This window comes from Pseudomonas sp. dw_358, from assembly GCF_018449655.1.
Taxonomy (GTDB): domain Bacteria; phylum Pseudomonadota; class Gammaproteobacteria; order Pseudomonadales; family Pseudomonadaceae; genus Aquipseudomonas.
The window spans coordinates 75,644-94,665 of the sequence record NZ_JAAVUX010000022.1 but is presented as its reverse complement, the minus strand read 5'-3'; the positions used below and the strand labels follow the sequence as shown (position 1 = coordinate 94,665).

The following is a 19,022-nucleotide window of genomic DNA, read 5'->3' as shown; positions in this document are numbered from 1 at the left end:
CCCATAGCGAAGCGTAGGGCCAATGCGGGTGCGGAGGCCTTTTGCTTCCTTTTGGGCCTTTCCAAAAGGGAGTCGCCGTAAGGGCGAAAAGGTGAGTCTGCACCTCTGCGTAAAACGGATTAGCTCACTTGAATTCGGGTCGCCATGACGATCTCAGAGTTGCTACTGAAATCTGCTGGCTTATCCGGCATCTCCATGGTGGCTGAAGGGTATGACTCACCCGCATTGGCCTACGCTCCGCTACGGGTTCTCGCCTTGCGCATCGCTCCGTGGGGGTCGCGCTGTACGGCCATCCAGGGCCTACAGCGCCAGCACGGCTTCCTGCCTCGCCCCCCACTCCCGCGCTGCTCCAGTCGGCCTGCTGAGGGCACGGACCATCACGATCAAAAGCCAAGCAAAAGCCAACTCTTCGCTTCCCCTTAACTCACCCCTTGCAGCCAAAATCGCAATCTGTTACCCCGGCAAGGTTGTCCACGAAATCCTTGAGTATGTCTGTGGATAAAACGCTCCAGCCCTTGTGGATCAAGCCCTTGAGTCATATGAACGTTTTTTGACCAGCCGCCTTTGACAGCTTGCCGTTATAACCAGGACCGGGTATTGACAGGCCCGAATCTATGGGAAAAAGACCCGGCTCATGCCTCGTGTAACGGTTCAGCCTGCGGCAGATTCTCGTCGATGATGATGCGTAATTGCGGCAGCAACTGGGGCGGTTGGTCGATGTCGCCGTTGCGATACAGCAAATGCTGGATCGCCGCCTGTGCCTGCCCCTCGGGGTCCTGGTCAAGGACCAGCGAAAGCAGGCCCTCGCGCAGCAGCTCGGCATGCTGCGCACTGGCTTCATGGCTGATCCACACCGGGCGGATGGCCTGAGCCAGCAGCGCCTGGCGGATGCCCAGGGAGCCGCTGCCGCTGTTGTAGATAGCATCCACCGGCTTGCCGCCGGCCAAGGCGTTGTGCACGGCAATGGCCGTGTGGGTGTCGTCGTCGAAGCACTCCACCGGCGCACTGACTTTGAGTTGCGGCGCGCGCTCGCGCAGCACTTCCATGAAACCGGCGACCCGCTGCTGGTGGGCGTGATACAGCAGGGAGTTGGTCAGCAACAGCACTCGGCCACTTTCAGTGCTCAGCCATTGGCAAAGCAAGCGTGCGGCGCAGCGCCCGGCCATGTAGTTGTCGACGCCGATGAAGGTCGCCCCTTCGAGTCCCGACAGGCTGCTGGTCAGGAGCACCACTGGCACGCCCTGAGCGATCTGGGCTTGCAGTGCCTGACGGATCTGCGGAGTGTCGTGAGCGACCACGATCAGGCCCTGGCGCGGGGTGCGCGGGCGGTTGATGAAGTCCAACAGCGCTTCGGGCTGGCGATCGTGCCAGGTCTGCAATTGCAGCACCAGGCGCGATTTGAACAGCCGCGCCAGCCGTTGAAAGGCATAGGTCATGCGCTGGTAGTGGTCGGTGTGGCTCTCCACCAGCAGCACGTCAAAGCGCAGCAGGCCGTGTACCGGGGACGGCAGCAAGCGCTTGAGCCCCAGCGCCCGTGCGGCGCTGAGAACCTTGCGCCGCTTCACATCCGACACACTGCCCCGTTCATTGATGACTCGATCGACGGTGCTGAGGCTGACCCCGGCCAGGTCGGCAACGTCGCTCAAGCCCTTCTTGTGTTTTTCGCTGTCCAAGACGACTCGTCCATGGCAAATATCGCGGGGAATATACCGGGAGTAGGGGGCGCGTGTCCTGCCTCCCTGTGGCAGATTCGCATCAGTTCATCGTCGCTGGTACGATCCGCTCCTTCGAAAGGCATGAACTGGCAGACCATGACGGGCAAAAAAACCGAACAACTCCCCCGACCCGGCCGCAGCGTGACCTTGGGCGATGTCGCCCGTCTGGCGGGTGTGGCGCCAATGACGGTGTCGCGCTATCTCAACGAGCCATCCATTGTGCGCGTCGAGACTGGCCTCAAGGTGCAGCGGGCCATCGACCAGACCGGCTACGTGCACAACCGCCTGGCCGGGGCCCTGGCCAGCAGCCGCAGCCGGCTGGTGGCGGTGGTCTTGCCGATGGTCACCAACCCGTTGTTTTCCGACACATTCGAGGCCATCAACCAGCGCCTCAGTCAGGCCGGCTACCAGGTGTTGCTGGGCATCTCCGGCTACCAGAGCCAGCAGGAACAGCAACTGCTGGACGTGATCCTCAGTCGGCGTCCCGATGGCATCATCCTCACCGGCACCCTGCACACCGCCGCCAGCCGCAACCGCCTGCGCAGCGGCGCGGTGCCGGTGGTGGAAACCTGGGACCTCAGCCCGGAACCCATCGATATGCTGGTGGGCTTCTCCCACGAACAGGTCGGGCATGACTGCGCCACGCACTTGCTGGGCCTGGGCTATCGGCAATTTGCCTTGCTGGCGGTGAACGACCCGCGTGGTCTGCGCCGGGCCGAAAGCTTTATCCAGACCCTCGCGGCGCAAGGTATCCCCCATGTCCTTCAGCATGTCTACCAGGGCGTGCCCACGTTGGCCCATGGCCGAACCGGGCTCAGTGCGTTGCTTGAGTCGGTGCCTGCGACCCAAGGGGGGCCGCTGATGATCGTCTGCACCTCCGACACCATCGCCCATGGCGTACTGACCGAAGCGGCCGCGCGCGGGATTCGCGTGCCCGAGGAGGTCGCCGTGCTGGGCTTTGGCGACATGAACTTTGCCAGCCAGACCTTCCCTGCGCTGTCGACCGTGCGCATCGATGGCAGCCAGATGGGCGACACGGCGGCGCGGATGCTGTTGGAGCGTTTGCAAGGCCAGGTGGTGGGCGCGGGCGTGAAGGATATCGGTTTTACGCTGGTGGACCGCGACAGTACTGCGCAGAGCAACCCGAGCACCAAGCGGGCCTGGTAGACCTTGCCAGCGGCGCAGCCAACAAACGCAGGGCTGCAGGCCCACCTGCCAGATCGGGGCAGGGGGCAGGGGCCCGCTTGCGCTGGCTGCGCGCAAAAACGAACCGCTGGCTCAACACACCTTCACAAAATTCATTGTCAAAACGCCGAACTCTGCGATAGCTTTGTCATCAAGATGGTAACGCTACCATTAACCCGTAACCTCTGCGGAATAATAACAATGTCCAAAATTACCTGCGTGCGCACGCTCCGTTTGCCCGAGCGCCCGAAGTTGATCTGGCTGGAAATCGAGACCGATGAAGGCCTGATCGGCCTTGGTGAAACCTTCCGCGGCGCGGCCACAGTCGAGGCGGCGGTGCACGAACTGATTGCCCCCGGCTTGATCGGTCGTGACTCGCGGCAGATCGAAGCGATCTCCCTGGAACTGACCACCCCCTACGTGGGCTACCACAGCGCCAGCGCTGAAATCCGTGCCGCCAGTGCCATCGACATCGCCCTGTGGGACCTCAAGGGCCAGCGCCACGGCATCCCGATCCATGAAGCCTTGGGCGGCGCCTGCCGTGACCGGATCCGGGTGTACAACACCTGCGCCGGCTATGAGTTCAATACCCAGCAGGGCGCTCGCCGCGAAATCACCGCCAACGACCGCGCCCAGGGCCCTTACGACGACCAACTGGCCTTTGCCCGCGACGCTGGCGCCCTGGCCATCAGTCTGGTGGAAGAGGGCTACACGGCCATGAAGATCTGGCCGTTCGACCGTTTTGCCCGTCAGGCCGGGGCCAATACCATCAGCCTGGCGGAGGTGAACCAGGGTGTCGAAGCCTTCCGCCAGATCCGCGAGGCCGTGGGTGACCGCATCGAAATCATGTGCGAACTGCACAGCCTGTGGGACAGCACCGCAGCGCTGCGCATTTGTCAGGCCCTCGAAGAATTCGACCCGTATTGGGTCGAAGACCCGCTGTGCAAGATGGACGACGCCCAGGCCCTGGCTGACCTGCGCAATCGCACCCGAGTGCCGATCTGCGCCAGTGAAACCCTGGGTGGCAGTACTGCCTACCGTGACCTGCTCAATGCAGGCAGCCTCGATTACCTGATGCTGGACCTGGTCTGGTGCGGCGGCTTCACCGAAGCGCGCAAGATTGCCGCCCTGGCCCAGGTCTACAACAAGCCATTGGCGCCTCACGACTGTACCGGCCCGGTGGCGCTGTTCGCCGGCCTCCAACTGGGCCTGCATGCGCCCACTGCAGTCCTGCAGGAAGTGGTCCGCGCCTCGCTGTCAACCTGGTACGGCGAACTGGTCACCCACCTGCCGAGCATCACCGCCGGCTTTGCCGCCGCCCCCACGCTGCCTGGCCTGGGAACGGCGCTGCGACCGGAAGTCAGGCAGCGTAAAGACGCGATCATCAAGGAGACGGTTGCGTGATAGCCGTCTTCTAACGCTCGATAGCGAAGCACCGTAAACCGGTAGCGAGAATACAATGAAAAAAATAGATTCTCTTCGACGCTTTATCCGCGAACACCGCCGCTACGAGGTGATCGCTCTGTTGTTCATCATGATGATCATCAACCAGGGTGATCGGGCCACGTTGTCGGTGGCCGGTGCCAGCCTTTCCAAGGACGTGGGTTTGAGTCAGTCGGAAATGGGCTGGCTGTTTTCGGCGTTCGCCTGGGCTTACATGCTCCTGCAATTGCCGGGTGGCCTGGCCATTGACCGCTTTGGCAGCGTCAAGGTGCTGGGCATTGCCATCGTCATCTGGTCGGTGTTTACCGCCGCCATCGGCACTGTGGTGATGATGCCGGTGGGCCTGGCCTTCTTTGCCGTGTTCGCCCTGCGCTTCATGGTAGGCGTGGCCGAGGCGCCGTGCTTTCCGGCCAACAGCAAGATCGTCTCGATGTGGTTTCCCACCGCCGAGCGCGGCACTGCCACGGCGATCTTCAACGCCTCGCAGTATTTCGCCGCCGTGGTGTTCACGCCGTTGCTGGCGTGGATCTCCACGCGTTGGGGCTGGCCATGGATTTTCTATGTCATGGGTGCGGCGGGCATCGGCATCGGCATCGTATTTTTCCTGCGCATCAAAGTGCCGGTGAACGATCCTGCCCTGACCTCGACCGAGCTCGAAGAAATGCGTGCCGGTGGTGCCAACCTGCAGGAGCAACCGCCGTCGGCCGGCAAGAAGCAGAGTTTGGGCGAGAGCTGGGCCACCGCCAGACATTTGCTGAGTCAACGCATGTTCCTGGGGATCTACATTGCCCAGTTCTGCATCACCACCCTGACGTTTTTCTTTCTCACCTGGTTTCCGGTGTACCTGGTGCAGCAGCGCCACCTGTCGATCCTCAATGCCGGCCTGCTGGCGGCGGTGCCGGCGATTTTCGGCTTCATCGGCGGCATCGGCGGCGGGATGGTTTCCGACTGGATGCTGCGCAAGGGCGTGTCCCTGACCAAGGCGCGCAAGCTGCCGATCTTCATCGGCATGGCCATGTCGATGTGCATGATTCTGTGCAACTACGCCACCAGCGACGTCTGGGTCGTGGTGTTCATGGCGCTGGCGTTTTTCGGCAAGGGGATGGGCGCACTCGGCTGGGCGATCATTTCTGACGTCTCGCCCAAGCGTGGCGCCGGCATGAACGGGGCGATCTTCAATAGCTTCGGCAGCCTCGCCGGCATCGTCACGCCGGTGGTGATCGGCTACATGGTGCAATCCATGGGCTCGTTCAATGGCGCCCTGATCTACGTCGCGCTCAACGCGGCCGGGGCGTTTGTCAGTTACATGTTTGTCGTCGGCGAGTTGCGTCGTCCCGATGAAGAGCCTGTGAAAGCGCCGCCCGGCGCTCTGGAGCCCGCCCCTTCGCATTGAGCCTTTGAAGGTTTTGCGTCAAATCGCCGAGTCGCATCCCGTGGTTCGGTGAAATTTTCCAATGTCCCGTCGAGTCCGACTCTGTGCATGGCGCAGGGCCGCGCCGACGATTCCAATTACAAGAGGGATAGCAATGCTTAACAGACGTCATTTCTGCACCACCACGGCCTTGGCCTGCGGCGCCGCAGCGCTGGGTTCCAGTCATCTGGTCCAGGCCGCCAACGCCATGATCAAGAGCGGCGCGACTTTGATCGAGGTCGCGCAGTCCCCCTGGTTATGCAACGCGGTCGGCATCACCCAGGCAGGTCGGGTCTTCCTTGGCCTGCCGCGCTGGCCGGGGTATGAAAACAGCCCGTCGATTGTCGAGGTGATGCACGACGGCAGCCTCAAGCCGTTTCCCGGCAACAGCTGGAACGCCTGGGCACCCGGCAAGCCGGTGGCCGAAGCCATGGTGAAAATCAACACCATCCATATTTTCGACGATGACACCTTGTGGGCCATCGACCAAGGGGATGACGCGGGTCCCCACGGCATCAACCCGGGGCAGAAGATTCTCCAATTCGATACCCGTACCGGCCACCTGCTGCGCTCGATCACCCTGGCACCCGAAGTGCTGCCGGCGGGGGCCAACCTCAACGACCTGCGTTTGGACAGCGAGCATGCCTACCTGACCGATTCCGGGTTGGGCGCGATCATCGTGGTCAATCTCAAGACCGGCCTGTCGATCCGCCGTCTGGCGGGGCACCCGGCCACGCAGATGGACCCTGGTCGCAAGGTGATCGGCGAAGACGGCCAGCCGTTCCTGATGTCTGACGGCAGCCTGCACCTGGTGCATTCGGACCCGATCGAAATCAGCCCGGACGGTGAATGGCTGTACTTCCAGCCGTTGGCCGGGCCGCTGTGGCGGGTACCGACCCAGGCCCTGCGTGACACCCAGCTGAGCGACAAGGCGGTGGGCGACAAGGTCGAGTTCGTCTACGACACTCCGGCCCTGACCGGCACCGCCATCGACAGCGCCGGCAACATCTACATGGGTGAGTACGAGAAGCCACGGGTGTCGGTGCTGCGGCCCGACGGCAGCGTGCAGGTCATCGTCGAGGACGAGCGCCTGTACAACCCCGACGCCATGGTCGTGACCGCTCAGCGCGAGCTTTACATCCCGGTGCCGCAAAGCGCGCGCCAGTCCAACAATCGCGGGCCAGGAGGCACCAGCACCGTGAAGGGTCCGTACCGGATCTACAAGGTGAAATTGCCGGCAGACCTGGGCGCCAACGAAACCGTGCCGACGTCGACGGGCAAGCCGCTGATGAACGCGACATGACATGACCAGAAGGAGGTGCCGGTGCCGGGTCTTGACCGAAGAACCCTGATCAAATTGAGTGCGATGGCGGGTGCCGCCTGGTCGTTACCGACCGTGGCAGCCCCTCCAACCTTCTCCGATGGGCCGGTGCATCTGCTGATCCGCCATGCCTGCGTGATCACCATGGACCCTCGCCTGGGCGACCTGGCGAGGGCCGATGTGCTGATTCGTGATGGGCGTATCGAAGCGGTGGGCGCGAACCTGCCCGCCGCCGATGCGCAGGTGCTCGATGCCGCCGGGATGATCCTGATCCCGGGATTGGTCGACGCCCACTGGCACCTCTGGAACAGTGCTTTGCGTAACCGGTCGCCGGCGCCGCAGGGCCCACCCTTCTTCAAATGGCAGCTGGCGATCAGCCCGCAGTTCACGCCCGCCCGTTCGGCGCTGGGGGTGCGCATGGGCCTGGCGCAAGCGGTCAACGCTGGCATTACCACGATCAACAACTGGGCGCACAACCTGCGCGGGCCCGCCTGGGCCGATGCCGAACTGCAGGCGATGCGCAGCAGCGGCCTGCGCGGTCGGCTGTGGTATGGCTATCCGCAGGATCTGGCCGCCGGCGCCCCCATGGATTTCGCCGATATTCTGCGCGTGCAGCAACACCTGGACGGTGGGGCTTTCGACCTCGGCCTGGCCATTCGCGGGCCCGAACGTACCGCGCCCGCCATCTGGCAGCCGGAGTTCGCCTTTGCCCGCGACCATGGGCTGCCGATATCCACCCACATTGCGGTAACGGCGGCCATGCAGAAGAAAAAGGCCATCGAACAATTGGCGCATCAACAGCTGCTCGACGCCTCGGTGCAATTGGTGCATTGCACCCACGCCGACGCCGATGACCTGCAGCGCATTGCCCACAGTGGCGCCAGCGTGTGCATCACGCCGTTGAGCGAAATGCGTGTTGGCTACGGGCTGGCGCCGGTGGCGGCCTTGCACCGGGCCAACGTGCCCATGAGTGTGGGCATCGATACCTTGGTCCTCAGCGGCAGTGCCGACCTGTTCAAGGTGATGCAGACGAGCCTGAACCTGGCCTGCGCCGAGACTGGCGACGAACAGGCGCTGATGGCGCGGGATGTGTTGTTCTGGGCCACGCAGGGCGGGGCCAATGCCATGGGTCTGGGCGAGCGGATTGGCTCGATCACCGTGGGCAAGCGCGCGGATTTGACGCTGATTGATGGTCGTGGGCTGGACATGATGCCGTTGCTCGACCCGGTGGCCACGGTGGTGCAAACGGCGACGGCAGGGAACGTGGACACTGTGATTGCCGATGGCTGCCTGTTGAAACGCGGCGGGCGGTTACTGGGGGTGGATGTGGCGGGTTTGTTGGCGCAGGTGGCACCGCCGTGAGATTCAACAGGCCTGCTGCAGGATCGAGCTTGCCGGGAAAGCAGGCGCAGGCCTTTTCCCGAACAAGCTCAATCCTGCAGGGGAGCGGTGTGGCTTAGCGAATCAACGGCACGCCACTCAATTCCTGCAAGTCTTCAAAGCTGATGTCCGCGACGATCTCGCGCACTTTCAAGCCATCGGCGGTCACGTCCAGAATCGCCAGGTCGGTGTAGATCCGGCTGACGCAGGCGATCCCGGTCAGCGGGTAGGTGCACTCGGGCACCAGCTTGCTTTCGCCGGTCTTGGTCAGGTGGTCCATCATCACGAATACCTGGCGTGCGCCGGTCGCCAGGTCCATAGCGCCGCCTACTGCCGGGATCGAGCCTTCGGCGCCGGTGTGCCAGTTGGCCAGGTCGCCCTTGACCGATACCTGAAAGGCGCCGAGCACGGCGATGTCGATGTGGCCGCCGCGCATCATCGAGAACGAGTCGGCGTGATGGAAGAACGCACCGCCGGTGAGCAGCGTCACGTGCTGCTTGCCGGCGTTGATCAGGTCGTCATCTTCTTCGCCGGACGCAGGGCTCGGGCCCATGCCCAGTACGCCGTTTTCGCTGTGCAGGAACACTTCCTTGTCGCCCAGGTAGTTGGCCACCAGGGTCGGCACGCCGATGCCCAGGTTGACGTAGGCGCCTTCGAGGATGTCTTCGGCCACGCGCTGGGCCATTTCATTGCGCGAGAGTTTTTTGGTGATAGGAGTCATGGCAGGCCTCAGACAGCTTGGGCGGACGAAGAAACGGGATAGCTGCGCACCGCAACCACGCGCTGGACGAAGATGCCCGGCGTGATGATGTGTTCGGGATCCAGCTCTCCCAGTTCGACGATCTCGTTGACCTGCGCGATGGCAGTCTTGGCGGCCATGGCCATGATCGGGCCGAAGTTGCGCGCTGCCTTGCGGTAGGTCAGGTTGCCCCAGCGGTCGCCCTTGTAGGCCTTGATCAGCGCCACGTCGGCGTGCAGCGGCATTTCCAGCACATAATTGCGCCCGTCGATGACCCGGGTTTCCTTGCCGGCGGCCAGCAGGGTGCCGAAGCCGGTGGGCGAGTAGAACGCGCCGATGCCCGAACCGGCGGCGCGGATACGCTCGGCCAGGTTGCCTTGGGGCACGACTTCCAGCTCGACCTTGCCGGCGCGGTACAGTTCGTCGAACACGTAGGAGTCCGATTGGCGCGGGAACGAGCAGATGACCTTGCGCACGCTGCCGGCCTTGAGCAGCGCGGCCAGGCCCAGGTCGCCGTTGCCGGCGTTGTTGCTGATGATGGTCAGGTCGCGAGCGCCCGTGGCGATAACACCGTCCACCAGTTCCGAAGGCATGCCGGCGGTGCCGAAGCCACCCACCATGATGACCGAACCGTCGGCGATCCCTTCCACCGCGGCAGCGACGGACTCAAACGTTTTGTTGATCAAAGCGAGCTCCTGGTTTTTCCTGGAGTGAAAGAAGATTCAAGGCGCGGGCCAATGGCTCTTCAGCACTTGTTATTAGATTAGTCGACACCGAGCATGGCCGAACTGGGCTATAGGGTGCCGCAAGTCGGCCCGCAAGGGAGAGGGGTCGTAACGAAATCAGGGCGATTATCGGACCGTTGTGCGATGTGCGGATCCATACATAATGAACATCTGTAGGGCCGAGCTTGCTCGGTAACCCCACCGCTCGGCAGGCACACAGATCGCAATGGCCTTTTCCCGTGCAAGCTCGGTCCTGCAGGGGACTCAGCCGTCCTGAGCCTGCGACAACGGCCGCGCCACCGTCTCCAGTGATTTGCCCTCGGCCGCCACGCCCCAGATCGCCTGCACCACGGCCGCCGCGATCATCAGCGCCGCACCGATCAGGTAGCCGATGAACACGTTATTGCGGTCATGGCTTTCGATCAGAGCGCCAAACAGGCTCGGCCCGATGATCCCGCCCAACCCGGTGCCGAAGGCGTAGAACACCGCGATGGCCAGCGCGCGGATTTCCAGCGGAAACGTCTCGGCCACGGTCAGGTAGGCCGAGCTGGCCGCAGCCGAGGCGAAGAAGAAAATCACCATCCAGGCAATGGTCTGCTGGGTGGCATCCAGCAATTGTTGTTGAAACAGATAGCCACTGATCGACAGCAATACGCCGGAGAGGGCATAGGTGCTGCTGATCATTACCCGGCGCCCGACCACGTCGAACAACCGCCCCAGCAACAGGGGCCCGCAGAAGTTGCCCAGAGCAAAGGGCAGCACGTACCAACCGATGTGCTCGGACGGCACGTTATAGAAGTCGGTCAGCACCAGGGCGTAGGTAAAGAAGATCGCGTTGTAGAAAAACGCCTGGGCGGTCAGCAGGGTCAGGCCCACCAGCGCGCGCTGGCGGTGCAGCACGAACAAGGTCTTGAATACCTCACCCAGCGAGGTGTGGTCGCGGGCGTGCAGGCGCAAGGGTTTTTCGGTGACGGCGGGCAACGTGTGGTCGGGCTCATGTTCGCGGAACTGCTGTTCGATGTGCTCGACGATGCGCTGGGCTTCTTCGGGCTGGTCATGAATCATCAGCCAGCGCGGACTCTCCGGGACCCACAGGCGCAGGACCATGATCACCAACCCCAGCGCCGCGCCGATACCGAAGCACAGACGCCAGCCCAGATCACCGCCGACAATGCTGGGGTCCAGCAGCACGATGGAGCCGCCTGCGCCCAGCGCGGCGCCGATCCAGAAGGTGCCGTTGATGGTCAAATCGACCCAGCCACGAAAGCGCGCGGGGGTGAATTCCTGGATGGTGGAGTTGATGGCGGTGTATTCGCCGCCGATGCCCGCGCCGGTCAGAAAGCGAAACAGCAGAAAGCTCCACAGACTCCAGGAAAACGCCGTCAGCGCCGTCGCCCCGACGTAGACAAAGAGGGTGATGAAGAACAGCTTGCGCCGCCCCAGCCGGTCGGTCAGCCAACCAAAGAACAAGGCGCCCAGCACCGCACCGGCGATATAGGCACCGCCCGCCAGCCCGATCTCGGCGTTGCTCAAGTGCAAGGCGGGACTGCTTTTCAACGCGCCGGACACCGACCCGGCCAGGGTGACTTCCAGCCCGTCCAGCAACCAGGTGATGCCCAGCGCAATGACCAGCAGCGTATGAAAGCGCCCCCAGGGCAGCCGATCCAGTCGCGCCGGCAGGTCCGTCTCATAGACACGATCACCCGCGCCGCTGTCGGTTTGCGCCTGGGTCGCCATTGGCTGCTCCTTGTCGGTATTGGAGTGTTGTTTGCCGTGTGAGTGGGGCGCCGGGCCAGGAGTTCAACGAGGAGCGGTCAACGGTCTTGGGAATTTATTGGCACCCCACATTCCACCCGAAACCGTGTCGGCCCACCTTCCGGCGAGTTGACCCGCACCGTCCAGCCCTGGTGCACGCAGATGCGTCGCACCAGTGACAGCCCCAGCCCGAGGTTGGCTTCGCCCGGTTGATCGCCGCGGATGAAGGGCTGGAAGATGGCTTGCTGCTGGTCCGCCGGCACGCCGGGGCCGTTGTCTTCGACTTCCAGCCAGTGGGCGCCGGTGCGTACCCATACGCGGCTGTCGCGCCCGGCATATTGCAGAGCGTTGCGCAGCAGGTTGCCGAGGACGGTGCGCAGCAGGGGGACGGGGTAGCGCCCCGGATCAGGCGGCGCTTCAAGGTGTTGCAGGTTCAGGTTCAGGCGCTGGCGCTGGAAGGCAGGCTGCCAGTGGGCGACCTGTTCCTCGGCGGTGGCGGCGAGGGTGGCGTGGGCGAAACCCAGGCAGTCGTCGTCGCGTGCCAGCATCAGGTAGGTGTCCAGGCGCTGGCGCATGTCCTGGATCGAGGCTTCCAGACGGGCCAGGCGAGCGCTGGCCTCGGCGCTCAAGGCCTCTTCGTCGCGCAGCACTTCGCAGGTGCTTAGCGCAGCCATCATCGGCGTGCGCAGTTCGTGGCCGACGTCGGCGGTGAAAAGGCGCTCGCGTTGCAGTGCCTGCTCCAGGTGGTTGTAGGTGTCGTCGAAGGCCTGGGCCACGGTGCCGATTTCGTTGGCCGGAAAGTCCCCTGCCAGGCGGCTGCTGGGCGGTAGCTCGGCGCGTTCGGTCATGCGCGTGGCCAGCCGCTCGATGGGGCGTACCAGCCGGCGCACGCTGATCAAGCCCAGGGCGGCGGCCAGTAGCACCAGCCCGCCGACGCTGATGATTCCCAGCAGCAGTTGCGTGCTCTGGCCGTGCTCGTAGTCGGTGTAGTCGCGCATCAAGAGAAAGCGCTGGGGGCCGTCGTCCATCACCCGCACGTGCCACAGGCGTGCGCCGCGCATCATTTTGTAGAAGCCTGGGGTCAGTGCCCGCAGGTCCTCGGGGAACACCGCTGCCCCCGGTGTGCCGACGAAAAAACGTCCCGGCCGTCCAGGGCCGCCGCCGGCCACTTCCGTGCGCACCCGTTCGATGGCGATGCCCATGTCGATCTCCTGCAAGCGCACCTCAAGGTGATCGAGGCTGAAGTTCGACACCGCCAACACCAGCACGCCGGTCAGCAGGCTGACCAACCCATAACTGAGGATCAGCCGCCGACCGAGGCTGAAGCGGCGCGGTTCAGCCATCGGCGCTGAGCCGGTAGCCGATGCCGTGCACGGTGCGCAGCAGGGGCTGGGCAAAGGGTTTGTCGACCACCTGGCGCAGCTGGTGAATGTGGGTGCGCAGGCTGTCGCTGTCGGGCGGTGAATCGCTCCAGAGCAGTTCTTCCAGCTTGCGCCGGCCGACCACCGCAGGGCTGGCCTGCATCAGGGCCTTGAGCAGGCGCAGGGGCGAGGGCGGTAGTTTCAGCGGTTGGCCGGCGCGGCTGACGGCCAGGGTGCCGGTGTCCAGGCGCAGGTCGGCAACTTGCAGCACATCAGTGATCGGCGCCGTGGCGCGTACCAGGATGGCATTGACCCGCGCGGCCAGTTCCGCCAGGGCGAAGGGTTTGATCAGGTAGTCATCGGCACCGGCCTCGAAGCCTTCCAGGCGATCGCCCAGGGTATCGCGGGCGGTGACCATGATCACCGGCGTACGCCGCCCGCTGTGCTCGCGCAGGCGACGACACAGGGTGGCGCCGTCGAGCCGCGGCAGCATGAGGTCGAGCACGATCAAGTCGAAATCGCCGCTGCAGGCCATTTCGAGGCCGTGGGCGCCGTTTTCCGCACAGTCGACGATGTAGCCCCGCCGGGTCAGGTAGCGGGTCATGTTGGTGAGAATGTCGAGGTCGTCCTCGATGATCAGCAGGCGCATGGCGGGGCCGTCAGGGGCAATGTGTCGGGCATGACATCTTCTTAACAAGAACTTGAGAAGCACTGTCGCAGAATGCCCGCGAAAGCGAATCGTTGTTGTTTACTTTAACTGTTTTCCGACGCCGAGTGCATGAATCCATGAGCCGCCCCCCCTTCAACCCTCGCCTGGATCTGTCCCTGGGCATGGCCATCGCCAGCCTCAGCAGCCTGGCCCATGGCGCCGACGCCAGCCCACCCGCACCCACCACGCTGCAATTGAGCCCGACCCTGATCGACGCCACGCCGGACGCCGGCGGCACGCCGTACCAGACCGAGCGCCTGTCCGGCAGCAAGTTCACCGAGCCGCTGCGGGACACTCCGCAGAGCATCAGCGTAGTGCCCAAGCGTGTCCTCGAAGAACAGAACGCCCAGGACCTCAAGGACGTACTGCGCAATGTGCCCGGTATCACCTTCAACTCGGGCGAGGGCGGCGGCGGGGTCGGGGACAGCATCAACATTCGCGGCTTCAGCGCCGACGGCAACATTTACCGCGACGGCGTGCGCGACCCGGCCAAATACACCCATTCCGAGCTGTTCAACACCGAACAGGTGGAAGTGCTCAAGGGTTCCAGCAGTTCCGGCTGGGGGGTGGGTGCCATCGGCGGGGCGATCAACATGGTCACCAAGACCCCGGAGCTGAAGAACTTCGACACCCTGGACCTGGGCGTCGGCACCGCCGACTACAAACGTGGCACGCTGGACATCAACCACACCCTTGACGGCCTGGGCGAGGGCGCAGCTTTTCGCCTCAACGTGGTCGGCTTCAAGGGCGGCGTCAACGGCCGCGACTGGATCGAGCGCGAGCGCAATGGTTTTGCACCTTCCCTGGCGTTGGGCCTGGGCACCGACACACGCTTGACCATCGCCTACGAGTACCTGCACGACAACGGCAACGTCGACTATGGCATCCCCACGGTGGACGGCACCAACGGGAGCGCGCCGCACCGGCTGGCCAGCTACAGCAGCTACTGGGGTTACCGCAACCTGGACAAGGAAAATAACGAGTCCCATCGCCTGAACCTGAAGTTCGCCCACGACTTCAACGACAACGTCAGCTTTGATAACCAGCTGACCTACTTCCACCTTGATCACGATTATTTCGTCACCACCCCGGGCGGCACCTATTACGGTGTGAACAGTCCAGCCCCCGGTGTGCACGGCAATATCGGTGTGTACCGCCGCACCATCAGCACCCCGCAGCGCGACCAGACCAACGCCACCTGGAGCGACCAGAGCAACCTGACGTTTCGCTTCGACACCTTCGGCATCGGCCACACCCTGGTCACCGGGATCGAATACAGCAAGCAAACCCTCGACTCCGACATCGGCAAGCTGACCGCCACTGACGCGGCGCAGATGTTGACCTTGACCAGCGACAGCAACAACTGGTCGCAGTACCCCTATGGCGCCAACACCTACACCTCCCAGGAGATTGACGCCGAGCAGATTGACAAGGCCTTCTATGCCCTCGACACCCTGAAGTTCAACGATCACTGGCAGTTGCACCTGGCAGCGCGCCAGGATCACTACGACTCGCGCATCACCCGTAACGACTCCCGGGCCAGCGAGACGGCCGCGTGGGTCGATGGCGGCAACTCCTCGGACGACGAAAAGATCACCAGCGTGCACACCGCGCTGGTCTACAAGCCGGTGGAGGCGGGCAGCATTTACCTGAGTTACGCCAACGCCCGCCAACCGGCAAGCCTGGACGCGATCAGCCAGACCGGCAGCGACAGCAGCGCCAACAACCAGCGCGGCAAGACTTATGAGCTGGGTACCAAGTGGGACGTGTTCAACGAGAACCTGAGCCTGACCGCCGCGCTGTATGAAACCAAGCGCAGCCTGACCTACACCGACGACGACACCGGCGCGACCCTCAACGTCGGCGGCGAGCAGCGGGTGCGCGGCCTGGAACTGGGCCTGGCCGGCAACATCAACGACTACTGGTCGATCTACGCCGGTTATGCGTACCAGGACAGCAAGACCCTCAAGGCCGCCAACAGCGGTTCCGAGGACGGCATCGGCATCGCCAACACGCCCAAGCACACGGCCAGCCTGTGGAACACCTGGAAGTTGCCCGGCCATAACACCTTCAGCTATGGCGTGCGCTACGTCGACACCGTGGACATCTACCAAGGCACCGGCACCGGCGCCGATTCGGTCACCACGGCGGCGGGCAAGACCACCGTACCGGATTATGTGGTGCACGACGTGGCCTTCACCCATGCGATCAACAAGGACATCGACGTACGCCTGAACATCACCAACCTGTTCGACAAGCGTTACTGGAGTGAATACAACGATCGCGGCTACGGCATTCCCGGCGACGGTCGCGGCGCCACGGTTACTGGCGAGTATCGCTTCTGATGATCGCCGACCCGGTGCTCCGCCTGGGCGTACGGAACCCCACTTCCCTGGCCCGGCTGCTGCTGGATCAGGCGGGTGCGGGCAACGTGGAGGCCCAGGCGCGTCTGGGTCAACTGTTGCTGGATGGGCATGGCATTACGAAGGATGGGGCATTGGCCTTGCGCTGGTTTCGTATTGCCGCCGCCGCCGGGCACCTGGCTGCGATCAACATGACCGGGCGCTGTCTGGAACAGGGGTGGGGCTGTACGGCCGATCTCGCGGGCGCTGCAGCGTGTTACCACAGGTCGGCCGTGGGCGGGCTGGATTGGGGCCAGTACAACTTCGCCAACCTGCTTGGCCAGGGCCGTGGCGTTGCACGAGACATGGCCCAGGCGCTGGTCTGGTATCAACGGGCGGCGGACCAGGGGCACGCCAAGGCGATGAACCTGGTGGGGCGCTTTCATGAGGAAGGCTGGGAGGTGGAGCAGGACCTGGACATGGCCTTCGCCTGGTTTCAGCGTTCGGCCCTGGCCGGGGATTTTCGTGGCCAGTGCAGCTATGCGGCGATGTTGATCCGCCGGGGGCGGGGGGAGGAGGCGGCGGGCTGGTTGGTGAAGGCCACGCAGACGGCGACGCCGGCCTTTCTGGTGACGATCCGGGAGGCGGTCAAGCGGTTGCCGGGGGACGGGTTTCTGCGGGTTTTGGCGGCCATCGACGGGCGTTTGACGTGAGGTTTTCTCAAACCGACCCCCCTTGTCAACCCACTGTGAACCCGCGCTCCGCAGAGGATACCTCGAAGCCCAGGCCCACGGCGAACGGCGCGCCGCCATGGGCGACGCTGGGGTAATCAGTGCCCGTTGAATGACCTGCAAGTCGAGGTGCTGCCTGTCACTGCAAAGGTCGGCGATGAGCCGCGTGGTCTAGGCTCTTGTCACCTGCCTACTTCAAGAGACCCACCACCATGAAACTACCAAGTGCCGCGCACCCCATCACCGTCGAAAAACTGGGCAAGCCCTTGACCGTGACCTTCAAGGGCGAGGTGGTCGCACACTCCAATGCCGCCCTGGTGCTTCAGGAGTCCAGCTACCCGCCGGTGTACTACATTCCCCGCGCCGACATCGTCGCGGCCCACTACCGGCGTACCGAACGCAGCACCCATTGCCCGTACAAGGGTGATGCCAGCTATTTCAGCCTGATCGCCCATGGCGAGGCCGACGAGAACGCGGTATGGAGCTATGAAACGCCCTACCCGGCGGTGGCGCAGATCGAGGAGCACGTGGCGTTTTATCCTGACCGGGTGAGCTTTCAAGTGGCAGGGAGCTGATATCACGCTGGGGGACGCGACTCCATCAGCGCTTCCAGCGCGCTGTTGCCCATCGGCGAGTACCAGCGGTTGCGGCCGTTGTTCTTGGCCATATAGAGGAAAGCGTCGGCGGCCTTGATCATGCCGGCGGGGGTGATTTCGTCGGATTTCGGCAGGCTGGCGGCAATGCCGGCGCTGGCGGTGACCACGCCCAAGGGGTGGTCACTGTGTTCGATGCCCAGCGCACTGATGGCGGCCAGAATCTCTGAGGCCATGAGACTGGCGCCGGTGCTGGTGGTGTCGGGCAGCAGCACCGTGAACTCCTCGCCGCCGTAGCGGATGGCCAGGTCGGCCGGCCTTTTCAGGGTCTGGGCGATGGCGCCGGCCACGCGCCGCAGGCAGTCGTCGCCCACCGAGTGACCGTAGCGGTCGTTGAACCGCTTGAAGTAGTCGACGTCCAGCATGATCAGGGCAATGGCGTAGCCCTGGCGCCGGGCCCGGTTGATCTCCTGAGGCAGCAGCATGTCCAGTTTGCGGCGGTTTCCGAGGCCCGTGAGGCTGTCGGTCAGTGCCATTTCCTGCATGACCTCATGGGCGCGCCGTAGCTCGTTCTCCACCCGCATCCGCCGACGCAGCTGATGCAAAAGGATGAAACCGAACCCCACCAGTCCGGCAATCAGCACCAGCAGCACCACCGCCGTCTTGGTCACCCCGTGGCGCCAGGGCCCTACCACCGAGTCCCTGGAGATGCCCGCCTCGACGATCAGCGGGTAGCTGGTCAGCGCCCGGTAGCCATAGATGCGATAGGTGCCGTCGACCACGGCCTGGACCTCGGCCACGCCGGAGCCGGAGGTGGGCAGATAGCGCTGAAAAATCTCGCCTTGGGCGATGCTCTGGTCGGTGATGCCGGGGGTGAAGGGGCGTCGCGCGAGGATTTCCCCGGTGCGCAAGGTGAGCACAAGCGCGCCCTTGCCATCGATCTTGAAATCGCCGTAATAGTCGACGAAGTAGCTCACCTTGATGGTGCCCAGCAGCACGCCGGCAAACGAGCCGTCGGGGTTATTGAGGCGCCGGGACACGGGAATGATCAGGTCCCCGGTGGAACGGCTGGTGATCACCTTGCCGATGCGCACATGGCGGTCCAGGTGCGTGCGATGGTAGATGAAGTAGTCCCGGTCGGCGTTGTTGACGCCGGCCGGGGTGGCCGATTTGTCGGTCACCACCCAGCGGCCCTGGGCGTCATAGATGAAGAGGCCGTGCAGCTGCGGCATCAGCTTGGCCTGCTCGACCATCAGGGTATGGATCCTCGGCACGTCGAGTTTGGCCAGCCCGTCGCCTTCGACCCGTTCGGCGAGGGCGCCGGTCATCACGTCCACCTGACGCACGGCGTCCTCGGCATTCTGGGCGGTGGCCTGGGACAGGTTCATCACCGAATCATAGGCTTGGGCGAAGGCGTCCTGATAGTCACGCCAGGCCCGCCAGCCTTCCACGGCCACGAAGGTGACGATCACCAGCGCGATGAAGCACACGGTCAGGCGAAACACGCCGGCCGTGCGGCCAATACCCTGGCTGTTGGAGGGGTCGTCTTGAGGGTGGTCGTGTGGCGCGGTGTCCAGCATGGAGATCCTCGAATCGCTGACGCTTGCACTTA

15 protein-coding genes are annotated in these 19,022 nt (G+C 63.9%); 8 read left to right on the top strand and 7 right to left on the bottom strand.

The window, feature by feature from the left end; all coding sequences use genetic code 11:
- Positions 1-632 precede the first annotated feature (632 nt).
- Positions 633-1,673 carry a LacI family DNA-binding transcriptional regulator gene (locus HB675_RS23575; RefSeq protein WP_213881565.1) on the bottom strand — a complete coding sequence of 347 codons (1,041 nt, stop codon included), beginning with the start codon at positions 1,671-1,673 and terminating at the stop codon, positions 633-635.
- A gap of 138 nt (positions 1,674-1,811) precedes the next feature.
- Between HB675_RS23575 and HB675_RS23570 the strand changes: the two genes are divergently transcribed.
- The 5 genes from HB675_RS23570 to HB675_RS23550 all read left to right on the top strand — a co-directional run bounded on the left by HB675_RS23570 (position 1,812) and on the right by HB675_RS23550 (position 8,437).
- On the top strand, positions 1,812-2,882 hold the full coding sequence (locus tag HB675_RS23570) for a LacI family DNA-binding transcriptional regulator (protein ID WP_213881564.1): 1,071 nt from the start codon (positions 1,812-1,814) through the stop codon (positions 2,880-2,882).
- 219 nt (positions 2,883-3,101) lie between these two features.
- Positions 3,102-4,304, top strand: a complete 1,203-nt coding sequence (locus HB675_RS23565; protein ID WP_213881563.1) for a mandelate racemase/muconate lactonizing enzyme family protein — start codon at positions 3,102-3,104, stop codon at positions 4,302-4,304.
- A 55-nt stretch (positions 4,305-4,359) separates the two neighbouring features.
- Complete coding sequence (locus HB675_RS23560) at positions 4,360-5,736, top strand: MFS transporter (RefSeq protein ID WP_213881562.1); 1,377 nt, start codon at positions 4,360-4,362, stop codon at positions 5,734-5,736.
- Positions 5,737-5,869: 133 nt separating this feature from the next.
- Positions 5,870-7,057: an L-dopachrome tautomerase-related protein gene (locus HB675_RS23555; RefSeq protein WP_213881561.1), complete on the top strand. Its 1,188-nt coding sequence runs from the start codon at positions 5,870-5,872 to the stop codon at positions 7,055-7,057.
- Between the two features lie 93 nt (positions 7,058-7,150).
- Positions 7,151-8,437, top strand: coding sequence for an amidohydrolase family protein (locus HB675_RS23550; RefSeq protein WP_213881560.1), 1,287 nt, complete (start codon positions 7,151-7,153; stop codon positions 8,435-8,437).
- 94 nt (positions 8,438-8,531) lie between these two features.
- Here HB675_RS23550 and HB675_RS23545 read toward each other — a convergent pair whose 3' ends face one another.
- The 5 genes from HB675_RS23545 to HB675_RS23525 all read right to left on the bottom strand — a co-directional run bounded on the left by HB675_RS23545 (position 8,532) and on the right by HB675_RS23525 (position 13,684).
- Complete coding sequence (locus HB675_RS23545) at positions 8,532-9,176, bottom strand: 3-oxoacid CoA-transferase subunit B (protein ID WP_213881559.1); 645 nt, start codon at positions 9,174-9,176, stop codon at positions 8,532-8,534.
- Between the two features lie 8 nt (positions 9,177-9,184).
- Positions 9,185-9,880 (bottom strand): 3-oxoacid CoA-transferase subunit A, encoded by a 696-nt coding sequence (locus tag HB675_RS23540; RefSeq protein ID WP_213881558.1) that lies wholly within the window; start codon positions 9,878-9,880, stop codon positions 9,185-9,187.
- 303 nt (positions 9,881-10,183) lie between these two features.
- The gene (locus tag HB675_RS23535; RefSeq protein ID WP_213881557.1) at positions 10,184-11,656 is read right to left on the bottom strand and encodes an MFS transporter; all 1,473 of its coding nucleotides are present in this window, start codon (positions 11,654-11,656) and stop codon (positions 10,184-10,186) included.
- Positions 11,657-11,733: 77 nt separating this feature from the next.
- Entirely contained in the window at positions 11,734-13,017 is a 1,284-nt protein-coding gene (locus HB675_RS23530) for a HAMP domain-containing sensor histidine kinase (protein ID WP_213881556.1), read from the bottom strand.
- Complete coding sequence (locus tag HB675_RS23525) at positions 13,010-13,684, bottom strand: response regulator transcription factor (protein WP_213881555.1); 675 nt, start codon at positions 13,682-13,684, stop codon at positions 13,010-13,012. Before HB675_RS23525 ends, HB675_RS23530 begins: the two co-directional genes overlap by 8 nt.
- A gap of 137 nt (positions 13,685-13,821) precedes the next feature.
- On the opposite strand from HB675_RS23525, the gene HB675_RS23520 reads away from it, so the two are divergent.
- From HB675_RS23520 to HB675_RS23510, 3 genes are all read left to right on the top strand, one after another.
- Positions 13,822-16,089, top strand: coding sequence for a TonB-dependent siderophore receptor (locus HB675_RS23520; protein ID WP_213881554.1), 2,268 nt, complete (start codon positions 13,822-13,824; stop codon positions 16,087-16,089).
- Positions 16,089-16,799 (top strand): tetratricopeptide repeat protein, encoded by a 711-nt coding sequence (locus HB675_RS23515; RefSeq protein ID WP_213881553.1) that lies wholly within the window; start codon positions 16,089-16,091, stop codon positions 16,797-16,799. The genes HB675_RS23520 and HB675_RS23515 overlap by 1 nt, the downstream gene beginning before the upstream one ends.
- Positions 16,800-17,029: 230 nt before the next feature.
- Positions 17,030-17,392, top strand: coding sequence for a DUF427 domain-containing protein (locus HB675_RS23510; protein WP_213881552.1), 363 nt, complete (start codon positions 17,030-17,032; stop codon positions 17,390-17,392).
- Between the two features lie 2 nt (positions 17,393-17,394).
- Here HB675_RS23510 and HB675_RS23505 read toward each other — a convergent pair whose 3' ends face one another.
- Positions 17,395-18,990: a diguanylate cyclase gene (locus tag HB675_RS23505; RefSeq protein ID WP_213881551.1), complete on the bottom strand. Its 1,596-nt coding sequence runs from the start codon at positions 18,988-18,990 to the stop codon at positions 17,395-17,397.
- Positions 18,991-19,022: the final 32 nt, after the last annotated feature.

Bases quoted from the DNA above. Each gene is read 5' to 3' on its own strand.
- HB675_RS23525 (WP_213881555.1), bottom strand. From the start codon at position 13,684: ATGCGCCTGCTGATCATCGAGGACGACCTCGACATTCTCACCAACATG.
- HB675_RS23510 (WP_213881552.1), top strand. From the start codon at position 17,030: ATGAAACTACCAAGTGCCGCGCACCCCATCACCGTCGAAAAACTGGGC.
- HB675_RS23570 (WP_213881564.1), top strand. From the start codon at position 1,812: ATGACGGGCAAAAAAACCGAACAACTCCCCCGACCCGGCCGCAGCGTG.
- HB675_RS23515 (WP_213881553.1), top strand. From the start codon at position 16,089: ATGATCGCCGACCCGGTGCTCCGCCTGGGCGTACGGAACCCCACTTCC.
- HB675_RS23530 (WP_213881556.1), bottom strand. From the start codon at position 13,017: ATGGCTGAACCGCGCCGCTTCAGCCTCGGTCGGCGGCTGATCCTCAGT.
- HB675_RS23520 (WP_213881554.1), top strand. From the start codon at position 13,822: ATGAGCCGCCCCCCCTTCAACCCTCGCCTGGATCTGTCCCTGGGCATG.
- HB675_RS23555 (WP_213881561.1), top strand. From the start codon at position 5,870: ATGCTTAACAGACGTCATTTCTGCACCACCACGGCCTTGGCCTGCGGC.
- HB675_RS23535 (WP_213881557.1), bottom strand. From the start codon at position 11,656: ATGGCGACCCAGGCGCAAACCGACAGCGGCGCGGGTGATCGTGTCTAT.
- HB675_RS23545 (WP_213881559.1), bottom strand. From the start codon at position 9,176: ATGACTCCTATCACCAAAAAACTCTCGCGCAATGAAATGGCCCAGCGC.
- HB675_RS23560 (WP_213881562.1), top strand. From the start codon at position 4,360: ATGAAAAAAATAGATTCTCTTCGACGCTTTATCCGCGAACACCGCCGC.
- HB675_RS23505 (WP_213881551.1), bottom strand. From the start codon at position 18,990: ATGCTGGACACCGCGCCACACGACCACCCTCAAGACGACCCCTCCAAC.
- HB675_RS23565 (WP_213881563.1), top strand. From the start codon at position 3,102: ATGTCCAAAATTACCTGCGTGCGCACGCTCCGTTTGCCCGAGCGCCCG.